This window comes from Moraxella haemolytica, from assembly GCF_030177935.1.
Lineage (GTDB): Bacteria > Pseudomonadota > Gammaproteobacteria > Pseudomonadales > Moraxellaceae > Moraxella > Moraxella haemolytica.
The window spans coordinates 1014417-1030447 of sequence record NZ_CP089974.1 but is presented as its reverse complement, the minus strand read 5'-3'; the positions used below and the strand labels follow the sequence as shown (position 1 = coordinate 1030447).

The 16031-nt window shown below is 42.0% G+C and carries 12 protein-coding genes; 6 read left to right on the top strand and 6 right to left on the bottom strand.

Annotated features, from left to right (window positions below; translation table 11 throughout):
- Window positions 1-91: 91 nt before the first annotated feature.
- The 6 genes from secD (at window position 92) to accC (ending at window position 6799) form a co-directional block, all read left to right on the top strand.
- The gene (secD, locus tag LU276_RS04830; RefSeq protein WP_284674505.1) at window positions 92-1969 is read left to right on the top strand and encodes a protein translocase subunit SecD; all 1878 of its coding nucleotides are present in this window, start codon (window positions 92-94) and stop codon (window positions 1967-1969) included.
- A 9-nt stretch (window positions 1970-1978) separates the two neighbouring features.
- On the top strand, window positions 1979-3115 hold the full coding sequence (secF, locus tag LU276_RS04825) for a protein translocase subunit SecF (protein ID WP_284674585.1): 1137 nt from the start codon (window positions 1979-1981) through the stop codon (window positions 3113-3115).
- Window positions 3116-3200: 85 nt separating this feature from the next.
- Complete coding sequence (locus tag LU276_RS04820) at window positions 3201-4100, top strand: DMT family transporter (protein ID WP_284674504.1); 900 nt, start codon at window positions 3201-3203, stop codon at window positions 4098-4100.
- A gap of 34 nt (window positions 4101-4134) precedes the next feature.
- Window positions 4135-4749, top strand: a complete 615-nt coding sequence (locus LU276_RS04815) for an LOG family protein (RefSeq protein WP_284674503.1) — start codon at window positions 4135-4137, stop codon at window positions 4747-4749.
- A 267-nt stretch (window positions 4750-5016) separates the two neighbouring features.
- The gene (gene accB / locus LU276_RS04810; RefSeq protein ID WP_284674502.1) at window positions 5017-5439 is read left to right on the top strand and encodes an acetyl-CoA carboxylase biotin carboxyl carrier protein; all 423 of its coding nucleotides are present in this window, start codon (window positions 5017-5019) and stop codon (window positions 5437-5439) included.
- Between the two features lie 7 nt (window positions 5440-5446).
- A complete protein-coding gene (accC, locus tag LU276_RS04805) occupies window positions 5447-6799 on the top strand; it encodes an acetyl-CoA carboxylase biotin carboxylase subunit (RefSeq protein ID WP_284674501.1) in 1353 nt (450 codons plus the stop codon).
- A gap of 62 nt (window positions 6800-6861) precedes the next feature.
- On the opposite strand, the gene LU276_RS04800 is transcribed toward accC, so the two are convergent.
- The 6 genes from LU276_RS04800 to lysS all read right to left on the bottom strand — a co-directional run bounded on the left by LU276_RS04800 (window position 6862) and on the right by lysS (window position 15944).
- Window positions 6862-7062 (bottom strand): hypothetical protein, encoded by a 201-nt coding sequence (locus LU276_RS04800; protein WP_284674500.1) that lies wholly within the window; start codon window positions 7060-7062, stop codon window positions 6862-6864.
- Window position 7063: 1 nt separating this feature from the next.
- Window positions 7064-8740 carry a hypothetical protein gene (locus tag LU276_RS04795; RefSeq protein WP_284674499.1) on the bottom strand — a complete coding sequence of 559 codons (1677 nt, stop codon included), beginning with the start codon at window positions 8738-8740 and terminating at the stop codon, window positions 7064-7066.
- 41 nt (window positions 8741-8781) lie between these two features.
- On the bottom strand, window positions 8782-11148 hold the full coding sequence (locus LU276_RS04790; protein WP_284674498.1) for a hypothetical protein: 2367 nt from the start codon (window positions 11146-11148) through the stop codon (window positions 8782-8784).
- Window positions 11149-11325: 177 nt separating this feature from the next.
- The gene (locus LU276_RS04785; protein WP_284674497.1) at window positions 11326-12198 is read right to left on the bottom strand and encodes a LysR family transcriptional regulator; all 873 of its coding nucleotides are present in this window, start codon (window positions 12196-12198) and stop codon (window positions 11326-11328) included.
- Window positions 12199-12266: 68 nt separating this feature from the next.
- On the bottom strand, window positions 12267-14276 hold the full coding sequence (gene dnaX / locus LU276_RS04780) for a DNA polymerase III subunit gamma/tau (protein ID WP_284674496.1): 2010 nt from the start codon (window positions 14274-14276) through the stop codon (window positions 12267-12269).
- 141 nt (window positions 14277-14417) lie between these two features.
- A complete protein-coding gene (gene lysS, locus LU276_RS04775; protein WP_284674495.1) occupies window positions 14418-15944 on the bottom strand; it encodes a lysine--tRNA ligase in 1527 nt (508 codons plus the stop codon).
- Between the last annotated feature and the right edge of the window lie 87 nt (window positions 15945-16031).

Here is a 16031-nt window from a genome sequence, read left to right as displayed (position 1 = left end):
GGTTTTGTTTTTTGTTTTATTTGCATGATGTTAAGCGATAAGTTGCTTAAAGCACCATCAAATCATCATGCCTTAACCATAAGAAATACTTATGCATTACCCTGTTTGGAAATACATACTCATCGCTGTGGTATTAGCTGTTTCTGGTTTGTACGCCCTGCCCAATCTTTACCCAGACGAACCTGCGGTACAGGTTACAGGTGCTTCTGCCGGTGTGGAGCTGACCGAAGATGTACTGACACAATCACAAGGACTGCTAGACCAAGCCAATCTTAGCCATCATGGTGGTAGTTTTGCTAATAACAGTGCCCTACTTCGCTTAAAAACAGCCGAAGACCAACTAAAAGCACAAGAAGTGCTACGCCGTGAGCTTGGTGAAAACTATGTCGTGGCACTAAACCTTGCCCAAACCACTCCAGAGTGGTTACGCAATATCGGTTCTAAGCCAATGAAACTTGGATTAGACTTGCGTGGTGGTGTGCGTTTTGTGCTTGAAGTGGATATGGATAAAGCCCTAGAGCAACGCCTAGCTACTGCCAGTCAAGATGTGCGTCGTGCCTTGCGAGCCGACAAAGTTGCCATTAAAAGCCTAAGAACTACTGACGATGGTTTAGTGTTGATTTTTAATGGGAGTGAAACTCGTGACCGTGCTCAAAGCATTTTACAAGCTAGCATGGCAGATGAATTCTCCTTGCGTCCATTGGCAGATGCTGAAGGTGCAGCATTGCAGATGTCTTATACGGAGGCACGCCTTCAAGAGATTAACGACTATGCTGTTGGGCAAAACTTGACCACCTTGCGTAACCGCATCAATGAGCTGGGTGTGGCAGAAGCATTGGTACAGTCTCAAGGAGAAAACCGCATCGTTGTTGAATTGCCAGGTGTTCAAGATACCGCCGAGGCGAAGCGTGTGCTTGGTCGTACAGCCAATCTTGAGTTCCGTCTGGTTAGTGATGAATCAGATAACTATGCAGGTGGAATCGCACCTGCAGGTACAGAGGCTTATCCGTTTGGTGATTTGAATGGTCCACCAGTACTCCTTAATCGCCAAGCGATTGTTACGGGTGAAAAAGTACAAGATGCTCAGCCAGGTCTAGATGACCATGGTCGTCCGCAGGTGTCTATCAGACTAGATACAGCGGGCGGTAAAATGATGCAGAACGCCACTCGTACAAGTGTTGGCAAACAAATGGCTGTATTGTTCATTGAGAACAAACAACGCATTGGCTATGAGACCGACCCACAAACAGGCGAAACCAAAGAAGTTCGTACGCCATATGCCGAGATGCGCGTCATCAACCGTGCAACCATCAATGATGTGCTTAGCTCTTCATTCGTCATTACAGGTATTGATTCTCATGCTGAAGCTGGCGAGCTTGCCCTACTGCTTCGTTCAGGTGCATTGGCAGCACCGATGTACTTTGTTGAAGAGCGTACCATCGGCCCTTCTTTAGGTCAAGATAATATTGATAAAGGTCTGACAGCGTCGATGATTGGTTATCTGCTGGTGTTCTTATGGATGATTATCTTCTATCGTGCGTGTGGTGTGATTGCTAATATTGCATTGGCGTTAAACATCATGATGTTGATTGCTTTGATGTCAATTCTGGGTTCATCATTAACCTTGCCAGGCATCGCAGGCGTGGTCTTGACGATGGGTATGGCAGTCGATGCTAATGTGCTAATTTTTGAGCGTATTCGAGAAGAACTGGCTGCAGGTGCAAAACCAAAATCAGCGATTGTAGCAGGCTTTGATCGTGCATTTAATTCAATTTTTGATGGGCAAATCACCACTTTGTTAGTGGCGTTCATCTTGTTTGCGGTTGGTACAGGTCCAATCAAAGGTTTTGCAATCACGCTTGCTATCGGTATTATTACTTCATTATTTACCGCCATTACCGTAACTCGTGCAATCATGCAACTGTGGTACGGCAATCGCAAAAACTTAACAAAAATTAGCATCGGTTAGGAGTCTATGATGAGTAATGAAAATAATCCAATCGAGCAGTCATCAGTTGCCGAACCTGTGCGTCGCCGTCGTGGCCCACGCCGTGATGGTAAAGGTAGTAATGCAAGAGCTAATGAGCAAGCACTGGCTGGGCAAGACATCATTACTGTTGATGAGGCTGCCGAAAAAGCAGGTGGTGTTAAGCTGATTGGTAATCGTCGCATCATTCCCTTTATGAAAATCGAGATACCGATGATTATCATCTCGGCTTTGTTGGTGATTGTTAGCATTGTTGCCATCACAGTTAAAGGGTTAAATTTAGGGCTTGATTTTACAGGCGGTGTGTCGGCGGATGTTAAGTATGAACAATCTGTTGAGCAAGCACAAGTCATCTCTGCACTTTCAGAAAAAGGGTTTGATGATGCCGTAGTGCAATATCTTGGAACTCGCAACGAACTGCTCGTGCGTCTGCCACCCCAAGATACTAAGGATCCAGAAGGGTTAAGCCAAGCACTAAATCAAGCCTTAGACTTGCCATCAAATGCCGCTACCGTAGACAATATCAGCATCATCGGTAGCCAAGTGGGCAATGAGATTTATCTAGACTCTATCTTAGCACTTGGGCTGGCACTTGTCTTGATGATGATTTATGTATCCGTGCGATTCCAGTTTAAGCTAGCTTTGGGTGCGGTGCTTGCCCTATTTCATGATGTGATTGTGGTGTGTGGTTTGTTCGCCCTTTTTGGCTGGCCGTTTGACTTAACAGTATTAGCTTCTGTACTTGCCTTGATTGGTTATTCGGTGAACGATACGATTGTTGTTTATGACCGTATGCGTGAGAATTTCCGTCGTGTGCGTGGACTGACACCATATCAAGTGGTTGATTTGTCATTGACAGAGACGCTAAGGCGTACCATCATGACTTCAGGCACAATCTTTGTGGTAGTACTCTCCCTATTATTCTTGGGTGGCGAAAGCTTATTTTGGTTCGCCTTGGCTCAATTTATTGGGACGATTGCAGGTACTTACTCATCGGTATATGTTGCAAGTTCAATTCCGCTTCGCATGGGTTTATCTCGTGAAGACTTTGTTGTTCAGGTTAAGCCTGAATTTGAAGAAGAGGTGGTTGTATTTGCTGACCCCGACATTCAAAACGCTAAAGACTGATGGACAACAACAATCCCCAAACTGTTTTGGGGATTGTTGTTTTTGATATAATAAAACCCAACCACCAAACATAAGATTGGCTAACATGACATTCATTCAAGATTTTTTTGGCAAATTATCCTTAAAAACACAAGGGTATTTACTGGTGTTTTTTACAATGTGTATTTGGGGAGGGTTTAGTCTGTTTGCCCGAGTGAATGTCCATTGGCAGGTATCAGTATGGGATGTGATTGCCATGCGGTTTGCCTTTGCTGGCGTGATTTTATTGCCAGTGGTATGGGGCATGAAGCGATGGGATTTTTTGTTTACTTGGCGTGCCTTTGTGCTTGCCATGCTAGGGGGTGTGGGTTATAGTAGTTTGGTTTATACGGCATTTACTCTAGCACCTGTCGTACACGGAGCGGTTTTTTTAAATGGCATGATACCTGTTGCTACCACTTTGCTGTTGGCAATATTTTTTGGGGTGAAGCCTGATGTAAATACCAAAATCGCTCTCGCCATCATCATTGCCACATTATTTATGATGAGTGCGATGATACTATCAGGGGCATATCATTTTAATGTGGGCGATGTGATTTTTATTACTTGTGCTTTTTGTTGGTCGGGTTTTGGTATTTTATTAAAAGAATGGCAATTCACACCATGGCAAACCATGTGTAGTACGGTGTTTTGGTCGGCAGTGGTATATCTGCCAATTTATGGGTTGTTTATTGGTTTTTCATCTCCTAATGCTAGCCTAACTCATTTGGTAATCCAAGGGGTCTTTCATAGCGTATTGGTGATGATTGTTGCTACCTTAACCTATGCGATGGCGGTAGCAAGGCTTGGAGCATTCTCGGCAGGCGGTCTGTCATCGCTTGCTCCGTTCATTTCCGCCCTACTTGCTGTACCACTGCTCAATGAGGCACTAAACCCTGTGATGGTGCTTGGACTCATTGGTATGGGGCTTGGTACAGTACAGCCGTGGCAGTGGCTAAAGCGTTGATTGATTGTTTATTTTTGACTGATTAGGAGAGATTATGAATAGCTTAAAGAGCATTGCGGTATATTGTGGTTCTAACTTTGGTAATACGCCTAAGTATTATGAAGCCGCCAAACTGATGGGTAAAACACTTGCCGATAACGACATTCAGTTGGTTTATGGTGGTGGCAATGTTGGGTTGATGGGTACGATTGCTGATAGCGTGCTAGAAAGTGGTGGTATGGCGACAGGTGTTATCCCTACCTTTTTAAAACAAAAAGAAGTCGCTCATCTGGGTCTGACCACACTGATTGAGACAGCAGATATGGCGACTCGCAAATGCAAGATGATTGAGCTTGCTGATGGATTTATTGCGATGGCTGGTGGCATTGGTACGCTAGAAGAGCTGTATGAAGTACTGTCTTTGCTACAATTAAAACAGCACGCCAAGCCAGTTGGCATACTAAATACAAATGGATTTTTTGACCCGCTGTTAAATACTTTGCAAAAATGTGCTGATGAAGGGTTCATGCCACAACAGAGCATGGCACTGCTTTGTATCTCTGATGACCCAATTGAACTACTCAATAAGATGGCAAAGTTTAAATTTTATGATTCACCAAAATGGGTGCAACCAAGCTGGCTAGATAAAAAGGCCATACCAACTTGGTAGTGGGCTGTCAAAAACACGATTTTGGATAAAAGTCATCAGGTTTTTAGATGAATTGGCAAAAAATATACAAAAAACACTTGCAATAAAATAAAACGAATGTACACTATATCCATCTGCTTTATGCGTGTGTTTTGTCTGATTATTGGCAATTTATTCAAAATTAAATGATTTCACCTTGAGTTTTTGACTAGGTGTTTTTGAAAAAATTTGTTACAATAAACAGATATTATTTATTCTATTTTAACTGTAATTAAAAAGGTGATGGCTATGGACATCAAAAAGATTCGTGAGCTTATTGATTTAATGGAAGAAAAAGATTTGGTCAATCTTGAGTATGGTCATGATGACAATTATGTCAATTTAACGCGTAATGTAGCTGTTCAGACCATCGCCGCTAGCCCTGTGGTCGCTCCTGCCACCACAGCAGTATCTGCCACTCCAAAAGCCCCAAGCGGCAAAGTTGAGACCTCGCCAATGGTGGGTGTATTCTACTCTGCACCAAGCCCAAATGACCCACCGTTCGTTAAAGTTGGTCAAAAAGTACAAGCAGGCGATCAGCTTGGCATCATTGAAGCAATGAAAATCATGAATCCGCTAGAAGCCACCCAAAGCGGTATCATCGAAGACATCTTGGTCAATAATGCTGATGTGGTGCAATTTGGTCAGCCTGTTATTCGCTATAAAGCGTAGGTGAGCGATGATTAAAAAATTATTGATTGCAAACCGTGGCGAGATTGCCCTGCGTATCGTGCGTGCGTGTAAGCAGCTTGGCATCTCAACTGTCGGCGTATATTCTACCGCTGATAAGGATTTGATGCACTTGCGTTTCGTTGATGAGGCGGTCTGTATTGGTAATGCTCCATCATCACAAAGCTACCTAGACATGAACGCCCTACTCTCTGCAGCTGAGGTTACAGGTGCTGACGCCATTCATCCTGGCTATGGGTTTTTATCCGAGAACGCTGAATTTGCTGAAAAAGTTGAAGAAGCAGGCTTAACCTTTGTAGGTCCTCATGCTGACCACATCCGCCTAATGGGCAATAAAGTTTCCGCCATCAATGCCATGAAAAAAGCAGGTGTACCAACAGTACCAGGCTCTGTTGGGGCGATTACTCTGCACAATGCCGAAGAACAAGCCAAAAACATCGGTTTTCCACTCATTGTCAAAGCAGCAGCTGGCGGTGGCGGTCGTGGTATGCGTGTGGTAGAAAGGTTTGAGGAACTCATCAACCAAGTGCAAGCTGCCAAAGCCGAAGCGGAAAGTGCTTTTGGTGATGACACGGTGTACATGGAGAGATTCTTAAAAAACCCACGCCATGTTGAGGTGCAGGTTTTGGGGGACGGCAATGGCAATGCCTTACATCTGTTTGATCGTGATTGTTCATTGCAACGCCGTCATCAAAAAGTTCTAGAAGAAGCCCCTGCCCCAGACATTCCTAACGACATTAGGCAACCCATTTTAGATGCGTGTGTGCGTGCTTGCGAACAAATTAAGTATCGTGGTGCAGGCACTTTTGAATTCTTATATGAAGATGACCAGTTTTTCTTTATTGAGATGAACACTCGTGTGCAAGTAGAGCATCCTGTTACTGAGATGATTACAGGTATTGACATTGTGGTTGAGCAGTTAAAAATCGCTGCAGGTTATGGTTTGTCTTATCATCAAGATGAAATTACCATTCGTGGGCACGCCATTGAATGCCGTATCAATGCAGAAGACCCATCAACTTTCATGCCCTGCCCTGGTAAGATAGAAAATCTCTTTACCCCAAGTGGTTCAGGCGTGCGTTTTGATTCGCATTTATATCAAGGATATAATATTCCAAGTTATTATGATTCTTTGATTGGTAAGCTCATCTGCCATGCTCAGACACGAAGTCAAGCCATCGCTAAGACATTGCACGCATTAGATGAGCTAATCATTGAAGGCATCAAGACAAATGTACCTTTACATCGTGATGTGATTTTGCAAGATGAAGCATTCGTCAATGAAGCACAAAATATCCATTATCTAGAAAATCATCTACTTGCTCCAAAACAAACCAAGTGATTCAAAGTTTCTAGAATATTAAACAAAGAACCATAAAAAAAGGGTGAATATCCACCCTTTTTTTATGGTTCTTTGTTTGTTGTTTTGGATTTATTCTCTATAGCTTGCACCCTTAATGACAACATTACCTTAGTACAAACAAATCGCCACAGACGGCAACGGCGTTTGATAGCAAGCTGTTTTTGACTTGTGGCATGACGCAAGCGATGGGTTTGCAATTTAGCAGGACGCAACTTGCGTCTGACTCTAAGTCGTTTTGTCATATTACGGCGTTGCATTTTCTGTATCATCTGTTTGTGTTGGAGTCTCAATCCAGCCATTATGCATGATGGGTAGATAAGGGTTGTTGCTTGTAAAGTTTTCAACAAATTCATTGGCATAGGCAAGCACATCAATGCTATTGGCAGTGTTTGGGGTGCGTGCATGATTTGGCAGGCGGTCAAAGTTGTATTTAACCCCTGACTCTATGAGCGTCAATGTGTCAATAAAGATGGGCTTATCACTCATCGAAGCTTTAGTGAGCTGTTGAATTTGATTAACCAGTCCAAACTGTTTGCGGTTGTGTATCCAACTGATTTTGCCATTGTCAATACCATAGTGCCACACCGGTGGCTCTTTGGTGTAGTCATCTTGATTGGGTAGCTTGACATGATAGTAATGATTGATTTGAGATTTTAAGATATTGACAATCAATGTGACAAATTTTTGGCTATTAATTTTTTTTGTTTGAATCTCTTGCGATGACTCTTGTGCCTGCTGAGTTTGCGTACTGATATTAACATGGCTCTCACCATCAATGATTTCATATTCATGATCACCTGCATGATTGTCAAGCTGTGGGTATTTGGCGATCAGCTCATTATATAAAGTATCAGCAAAAACATAGCGACTGTACGCCAACCCTTTGTTATCAGGAGCATTTTGAATGATGGTTTTGCTGTTTTTGATGAGATTTTTGGTATGATCATCTAAATTTTTAGTAAAATTCGGTAAATCAAGCACAGTTTGGGCGTTCACTTGTCTCATCTGCGTCGCATCAAGTGCCAAATAACTTTCTTTGGTTGCCTTTAAATAAGATTTAATAAAATCTTGAGTAAAGGTCTTGGGGAGACTACCATCATTTAACGGAATGGCAAGCCACTTATCTTTCCACTGATCACCAAGCTGTTTATCTAATGCTAGGCTTTGAATTAAGGCGATATTATCCGCCCATAGATAAACCACACCGTTCTTTATGTCAATATAAATCGGCTGACTAACGGCAAGGGTAAGATTTTTAGCGTCATAACGAGCTTCTGGAATGGCGGTGATGACCCCAGATAAGGGCTGATAGTTGCCTGTAATGGTAATCTTGGTAGGCTTGATTAGGTACTCATTAAGCAGTTGGGATTTTTTAATGGCTAAAGGGTCTGGTTCGCTAGCAATAACCACCCCAGTCAGCATTTCTTGCTGACCCATGGCGTGTTCTTGTACTTCTGCGATGAATTTTTGTTCAAGTTCTGATGTTTCAAGTGATTGATTTTGTTTATAAAAATTTTCAAAATCAAAACGCTGATAGTGATTGACGCTCATATTGTCATTAAGACAAGACAAATAGGCTTCTTTGATGACATTACCATCATTTGCGATGCGTAACTCATCATCTTTGGCAGATTTTAGTAACGCAATATAGGCGGTATCATGTTGCCGCTGACAAATTTCAATGGCATCTGCCTTTCCCATATCATCATGCGGTAGTGATACGCTAATTGTGGTTTGGTAGCCAAACGATGATCGTAGCTGTGATTGCACCGCATCAGATAGGATTTGTTTGGGATTATTCATGCTTTGGGTGCTATGCGTCTTTTGTTGGGTCGTCGTAGCACAGCCTGTCAATGCCATGCTAAGCATCAGAACCAACGAGCCTAGTTTTGCTGATTGAAATGAGTGGTTGTTTTTCATGACTTATCCTTGATGTTTTATAATATTAACCATGCTATTTTTTATTTGTCAAATTGATCCATCGCTTCTTGAGACATCTCTTCTACAACGCCATAATCACCATCTTGAGTGTATTCATATGATTGGCGTGCTTGTTTGGCCTGTTTTTGTAATTTAGCGTCTTCAATCGTATCAATAAGCCACTTTGTGCCATCAAACTCTTTGTTGGTATTAAAACTATTGACAAGTTTATCATTTAGCGGATGTGCAAATGGCTTGCTAGAAAATCGTGTCTGATGAATGGATTTTGTGCGTACATTTTCCAAAGACTCATTGAGCGACTCAATAACCTGCGTACCAACAATCTTACCTTGATGGTCTAGATAAAAATAATTCGTTTGAGTCAAATTCATTGACAAGACGCTCTCGATGAGCTGCATTAAGTTGCCCAAATCTTGGCTATGATAGCCATCATTGATGAGTGCCAAATCATCAATCGCCTGCTTAATTTTAGCTGATTTACCATCAGTGTAGTCGGCAGTATTGGCATCTACATGGGCTTTTAGGGCTTTACTGATATGCTTAATGACAACACCTGTAGCATTGCCCAAATCATGCAGATCAAAATGCACCTTAATGGCAGAAGTTGCCCCTATTTTTTTGGCAAATTTGTCATTTGAGATATCAACAGCCGTGAAGTTTTCATCATCTAACTCTTTGATGGTATCAAGTATGCCTTGATTGATGGCATCAAAAATGACAGGCATGGGTAACTGCTTATGTAAATCATTGGGCAGTGCAAAAGTCATCTCCCGCTCTGGCAACTCGCTAAGCGATGGCATATGCTTTGATGCCCTAGTAGCAATGATTGGCAGTATGGCAGACACATCAGCCTTTAGTTTAGATTGATTAAAATCAAGCTGTATGGGCAACTGAATGGAGTATTCCATCGTTGGCGAATAAAAATCCATTGAGCCTACCGTTGTGATTTGGCGTGCTTGTGGTTGATGATGACTAAGTACGGTAACGACATTTCGGTCATAAACATAAAGGTTTTTTGCTGATATTTGCCCGTCAGTCTGTTTATTATTATCCAAAAACATACTCAAAAACCCTGCAAGCATGGGCGGAAGGTTACCTAACGCATAATTTTTGGATGACAGGACAGGTTGGTCTGCCAAGCCTTCTTGTTTCATGCGTTTGTAATCATCAAACGCCGTCTTGATTTGAGTGAGTGGACTGCGTTCTGTATTGGATTCTGGATGATGGTATTGCTCGGCACTATGTCTAATGGCGTCATGCAATGTTGTCATCTGTGATGGCTGATACTCATCATATCTGTCATGCAAGGCAACATCTAGACAGTTAATGTTGTCAATGTATGCCTGTGCGAATGCTTCTGCGTCATTATGATGACCCTTTCCTGAATTCAGTAACGACTGTATGGTGCGGTATTTATTCAGATGGCACTGTTTTTCTTGCACCAAAAAATCCAAATCGTCTTTTGTTATTGACTGCATGATATAAAAGCTGGGCGATAGATTGGCATTTAATGTAATCACTTCGCTACAATCATGATAATTTTTATAGACCAAATCATAATAATCATATTGCTCATCAGCATAGGATTGGATTTGACGGTTTGGTGATAAAGCCTGTCTAATGGTGGTGTTGTACATCATTGCACAGCTTTTGGCATATGCCAAGTCTTCAGCAATATAGCCACCTTTGCCATACAACGGCTGACTTTGGGTGTCAAAATCTTTGATGGCGACATCCAACTGTTCGAGCAGTTGTTTTACTTCGGCGTTATTGGTGGTAATCGTAGGGTCTTTTTCAATCAAGTCATCAAGCGACAAGGAGATATCAGCAACATCTTCTTGTAGCTGATAAGCCAAGCTCTGCACAAAAGCACCTTGCTCAATAAGTGCACGACTAACATCATCAGCGTCATGACTTTGGGTGGTAATGCCTTCAGGAACTCTCCCCAATACCTCATCATCATAACGCAAACCACCCAATACTTCCTCTGTCAAGTAGTCATCATACGAGCGATATGCAGGCTGGTATTTATTTTGATTTTGGTATGTGTAGGTCTTTAGAATGCTAGCTATTAGTGTATCAGCACCATGATTGACACTGTCTTTACCAACCATAGGCATGGCTCTAGAATGAATGGTAGATAAGGCGAAACGCTCTGATTGTAGGTGGTTTTTTAGGGCATTGGTTAGCTTATTTTTACTGATGGTGGCAGGCGATTGCTCATCGCTGAATAACTCTAAAGCATTTCCATGCATCTGACCGTATGCCCAATTGGTCTTAGCTAAGCTACTAGGCTGAGTGCTAGGCGTGCTTTGGCAAGCACTTAACATCAATGCACCAATCAAGACAACACCTAGCTTCAAGGTGGGCTTGGTTGATTTTTTCATGATTATTTCCTTATTTTATAAACTAATGAATTTTATTATACTAAAAAGCTCTCTTGGTATCAGAGATATTTTATATCTTTGTGAAAAATAGCCCCATCATCACAAAATCACCACAAAACCAATCGCCTATTTGCCTTAAAAATAGGATAACCACATCAATCCAATGATTTTACTAAATTATTTACCAAAATAATCCAACAAAACCTCAAGGCACTTTTTGGCTTTGGCGGGCAACTGTTCTTTGGAGATGGATACTGCACTTAAAGTTAGTGATGGTAGTGAGTATTCAGTCAACACAGGAGCAAGTCTACCAGATAGAATAAATGGCTTGGCATCAAGCTCGCTTGCCTTGACAATGCCATAGCCTGATGCGGCAAGTTCTAGAGCAACGGTTTGGTCGTTGCTGATGAGGCGTGATGATACTTTGATGCTAAATTTATCATGAGCTTTTTGAAACTCTAGGTTATCATAGAGTCTTTCATCATTGGTAATAAAAGCGTGTGTGGATAGGTCTTTTGGTACACTGATGGCTGAATGCTTGTCTAGATAACTTGGCGAAGCAAGTAGTAGCTGTTTTAGTTTGGTCAAGCTAACACCTTGAGGACTTTCTTCTAGCAATAACGCAAAATCAATGCGGTCTTCTATCATATCAAGATTATTGCCACGACAAATGATATTGAGTGCTAGATTTTCATGTGTTTTTAGCCATGAGTTTAGTGCAGGAATGAGGTAATTGCTGGCGATGACAGGCGAGGTAGCAATACGCAAATTGCCTGAGATTTCATCTTTTAATTGTAGGACATTTTCTTTGCCCTGCTCGGCAGCTTTCATCATCTGCAAGGCGGCATGATACAGGCTTTCACCTGCCTCGCTTAGACTCAGCTTGCGAGTAGAGCGATGCATGAGCGTTACGCCCAAGTCCGTCTCAAGCGTACGAATCTGCTGACTGACCGCACTGGTGGTAATGCCCAATTCCTTGGCAGCACTGCTAAATGACCCATGACGAGCCACGCTAGCAAAAATCGCCATACTACGCAAATTATCTAACATAAACACCTTTTTGTTATTGATATTGGTTGAAACAAGACGCCCTTTTTGTTGCCAAATCTCTACATCTGTTATTTAGTAGAATGATCCAAAGTGAGCTTGGTGCTTACGATGATGGGGTTTTTGTCATTTTGAATGAAGCCAAGTTGCCACAGTTGCTGCACAACAGGACTTTGGATAATTTGGTTTTGGGCATCAATGAGTACATCTGCTGCACGCTCTTGTTGTAAAACATATGGCGTGCTATGTTTGTCATTATCCGTCAACGAAGGCAGTTCATCGCTAAGTTTTATATCTGGAAAATGACGAGCGATTTTCTCTTTAGCAGAAGCAAAGCTGGTATCAACTTGTGCGTTATTACTTTGTACATATAATGTACTGACATTGTCAATACTCCCCATCATTCGGCTATGATGTAATAACGCCAACTCATCATTATCAAAAATGCCCTCTTGGCGTGCTAAAAATAACCAATAATCCCACTTTTGTGCATCCCATTCACCCGTCAGCTCAGCTTTTGGTGCGTGTAATTTTTGAATCAAGCTGGCTTTATTGGTCAGCTCTATTGGCTCATTTGTATGATTGGCTAGTACATCAGATGGTAAGCTATCTTGATGGGCGTGCTTGGTATCCGCAGTACTTTGCAAGTCTGTATCCAAGATTGAGTCATCATTGGTTAAAATATCATCTGTTAGGCTTTGAACCCCTTGAATCTCTTTAGGTTGCAAATCTAGTTCTTGGCAAGCCATCCCATCATTATCATTTGATGGGTAATGACTCATCTGTGGCTCTATGCTTACCTTTTGTGTATGCGTTACATCAACACCATCAGACAGCTCTTCGGTGGCGTGGCTGTCTATGGCATGATTGTTGATATTATCATTCGTATTGCCATCTGTATGGTTATCGGCTTGTTCGGCTACATCAGCGGTTGTATCAGCCACATTGATTTCGTTGGTGGTGGTTTGATTGGAAAAGGTTTGGTAGGTGTGTAGTGGACGAAACGCCAGAAGTCTTAAAATCCCCATTTCAAGTGCCTGCATTGGCGTGCTAGCAAGGCGGACTGATTCACGAGTTTTGATGGCAATCTCATAATACAGTTGCAGAGTATCGGCAGAGATTTTTTGGGATAGGTTTAAAAATGCTTGTCTTTGCTCTTGATTTTTATCCATCTGTAATGGCAAAAATTGTATCAAGGCAAGCTCATGCAGTCCATCAATGATGGCATCAAGTACTGCCACTGCATCAACCATCTGCTCACGCAAACGAGTGATATGCTGTGCAACCTGTTGGCGTCTGTCGGTATAAATATCGTCAATCAGCGATATCACATCAAGCCCATCAACAAGCCCTAGCATTTGTGCGACTGTATCAGCATTGAGACGACCGCCACCAAAGGCAATGGCTTGGTCAGTTAAGGATAATGCATCACGCACCGAGCCTTTAGCGGAGCTAGCCAGTTGCCAAACGGCATTCTCATCAAAGTCAATGCGTTCAGTATTTAAGATGCCACTTAGATGCTCATGTAGCAATGCTTGAGACATCGGACGCAACACAAATTGTAGGCAGCGGGATACGATGGTGATGGGTAGTTTTTGGGGGTCGGTCGTTGCTAGGATAAACTTAACATGTTCAGGTGGCTCTTCTAATGTCTTTAATAGTGCATTAAAAGAGTGCGTTGAAAGCATATGCACTTCATCAATCAGATAGACCTTATAGCGTCCTTGAGTGGGTGCGTAAGGCACATTTTCAAGCAGGTCTCTGGTGTCTTCAACTTTGGTTCGGCTAGCGGCATCAATTTCTATTAGGTCAATAAATCGCCCATTATCCACGCTCACACAAGTATCACACACCCCGCAAGGCTGACTTGTGATACCTGTTTCGCAATTGAGACATTTTGCCAAAATCCTAGCGATGGTTGTCTTACCCACCCCACGAGTGCCTGTAAACAGATAAGCATGATGCAACCGACCTGTATCAATGGCATTGGTTAGGGCATGCGTGATGTGCGTCTGCCCTATCATTTGAGCAAAGTTTTTTGGACGGTATTTTCTTGCTAAGACTTGATATTGCTCGCTCATACGATTCTCGTGTGCAGATGACACCACAACTAAAAGACGCCAAGTGATGCATAGCTAGTATAACAGCTAATATTTAGGCTGTCTTGTGGCATATGCCTTATTTAGATAAAATGTAAACCGATTCCAAAGTAAGTCAATCGATCAGCTCTCTTGTTTATGTCTCATGTGCGGAAACAAAATGACATCACGAATACTCGGAGCGTTGGCAAAAATCATCACAAGGCGGTCAATACCAATGCCTTCACCGGCTGTTGGCGGTAAGCCATATTCTAAGGCTTCAATGAAATCGGCGTCATAGTGCATTGCTTCATCATCGCCTGCATCTTTTTCGGCGACTTGGGCACGAAAGCGTTCGGCTTGATCAATAGGGTCGTTTAACTCTGAAAAACCATTTGCCAATTCTCGTCCGCCAATAAAAAACTCAAAACGGTCAGTAATGTGTGGATCATCATCATTACGGCGAGCTAATGGCGAAGTTTCTGCTGGGTATTCGGTAATGAAAGTCGGCTGTCTTAGCTGTGTTTCTACCGTTTCTTCAAAGACGATTGTTTGAAGTTTACCCAGTCCAAAAGAGGGCTTAACCTCTTCTTTTAGCGTATTTTTTACAAAATCTGCCAAGAACTCACGGTCGTTGATATTTTCCAATGATAAGTTTGGGTTGTATTTTAAAATCGCCTCACTCATTGGGATTTTGGCAAATGGGGCTTTAAAGCTAAATACTTCATCGCCATAAGGAACATCGGTCGTACCTAGAATATCAGTTGCCAATTTTTCTAGCATATTTTCAGTCAATGCCATCAAATCTTTATAATCAGCATAGGCTTCATAAAATTCAATCATCGTAAATTCAGGGTTGTGGCGAGTGGATACGCCTTCATTTCTAAAATTACGATTAATCTCAAATACTCTCTCAAATCCACCAACAACCAAGCGTTTTAAATACAGCTCTGGAGCGATGCGTAGATATAAATCCATATCCAAAGCATTATGATGGGTAATAAACGGCTTGGCAGATGCACCACCAGGAATAATGTGCATCATTGGCGTTTCTACTTCCATATAACGTTCTTTGGTTAGATAATCACGAATGCCCGCCACGACTTTTGAACGAATTTCAAAAGTTTTGCGTGTCTCTTCATTGACCATGAGATCCAAATATCTTTGGCGATATTTGACTTCGGTGTCATTAAGTCCGTGAAATTTATCAGGCAAGGGGCGTAAAGATTTGGTCAGTAGCTCAAACTGCTCCAAATGAATGTACAAATCACCTTTACCAGAACGACCAATATAGCCACTCCCTGCAACAATATCGCCCAAATCAAGTGATTTGATTAAATCTAGTGTTTCGCCACCTAATCCTTTTCTATCCACATACAGCTGAATGCGTCCTGTCATGTCTTGAATGACAATGAACGACCCACGATTCAGCATGACTCGCCCTGCGACTTTGGCATAGACCTTTTCGCCATCTTCAATGGCTTGTTTATCTACGCCTTCAAATTGAGTCTGTAAATCCTGAGCATAGTCTTTACGCTTAAAGGTATTTGGATAAGCGGTTTTACCAACTTCCTTAGCTTTATTTTCTAGTACTTGTAATTTGGCGAGTCGCCCTGCAATTAAATCATTTTCGCTGATTGGTTGTTCAGGGGTTTGAGATTGGTTTGACATAATTAAAACCTTTATAAAAGTACCTATTATTTGATGATAAAATCATAAGGATATATTAAGATTTTTCATCAGTGGTTAAATAAAATA

Bases quoted from the DNA above. Each gene is read 5' to 3' on its own strand.
- secD (WP_284674505.1), top strand. From the start codon at position 92: ATGCATTACCCTGTTTGGAAATACATACTCATCGCTGTGGTATTAGCT.
- secF (WP_284674585.1), top strand. From the start codon at position 1,979: ATGAGTAATGAAAATAATCCAATCGAGCAGTCATCAGTTGCCGAACCT.
- LU276_RS04820 (WP_284674504.1), top strand. From the start codon at position 3,201: ATGACATTCATTCAAGATTTTTTTGGCAAATTATCCTTAAAAACACAA.
- LU276_RS04815 (WP_284674503.1), top strand. From the start codon at position 4,135: ATGAATAGCTTAAAGAGCATTGCGGTATATTGTGGTTCTAACTTTGGT.
- accB (WP_284674502.1), top strand. From the start codon at position 5,017: ATGGACATCAAAAAGATTCGTGAGCTTATTGATTTAATGGAAGAAAAA.
- accC (WP_284674501.1), top strand. From the start codon at position 5,447: ATGATTAAAAAATTATTGATTGCAAACCGTGGCGAGATTGCCCTGCGT.
- LU276_RS04800 (WP_284674500.1), bottom strand. From the start codon at position 7,062: ATGACAAAACGACTTAGAGTCAGACGCAAGTTGCGTCCTGCTAAATTG.
- LU276_RS04795 (WP_284674499.1), bottom strand. From the start codon at position 8,740: ATGAAAAACAACCACTCATTTCAATCAGCAAAACTAGGCTCGTTGGTT.
- LU276_RS04790 (WP_284674498.1), bottom strand. From the start codon at position 11,148: ATGAAAAAATCAACCAAGCCCACCTTGAAGCTAGGTGTTGTCTTGATT.
- LU276_RS04785 (WP_284674497.1), bottom strand. From the start codon at position 12,198: ATGTTAGATAATTTGCGTAGTATGGCGATTTTTGCTAGCGTGGCTCGT.
- dnaX (WP_284674496.1), bottom strand. From the start codon at position 14,276: ATGAGCGAGCAATATCAAGTCTTAGCAAGAAAATACCGTCCAAAAAAC.
- lysS (WP_284674495.1), bottom strand. From the start codon at position 15,944: ATGTCAAACCAATCTCAAACCCCTGAACAACCAATCAGCGAAAATGAT.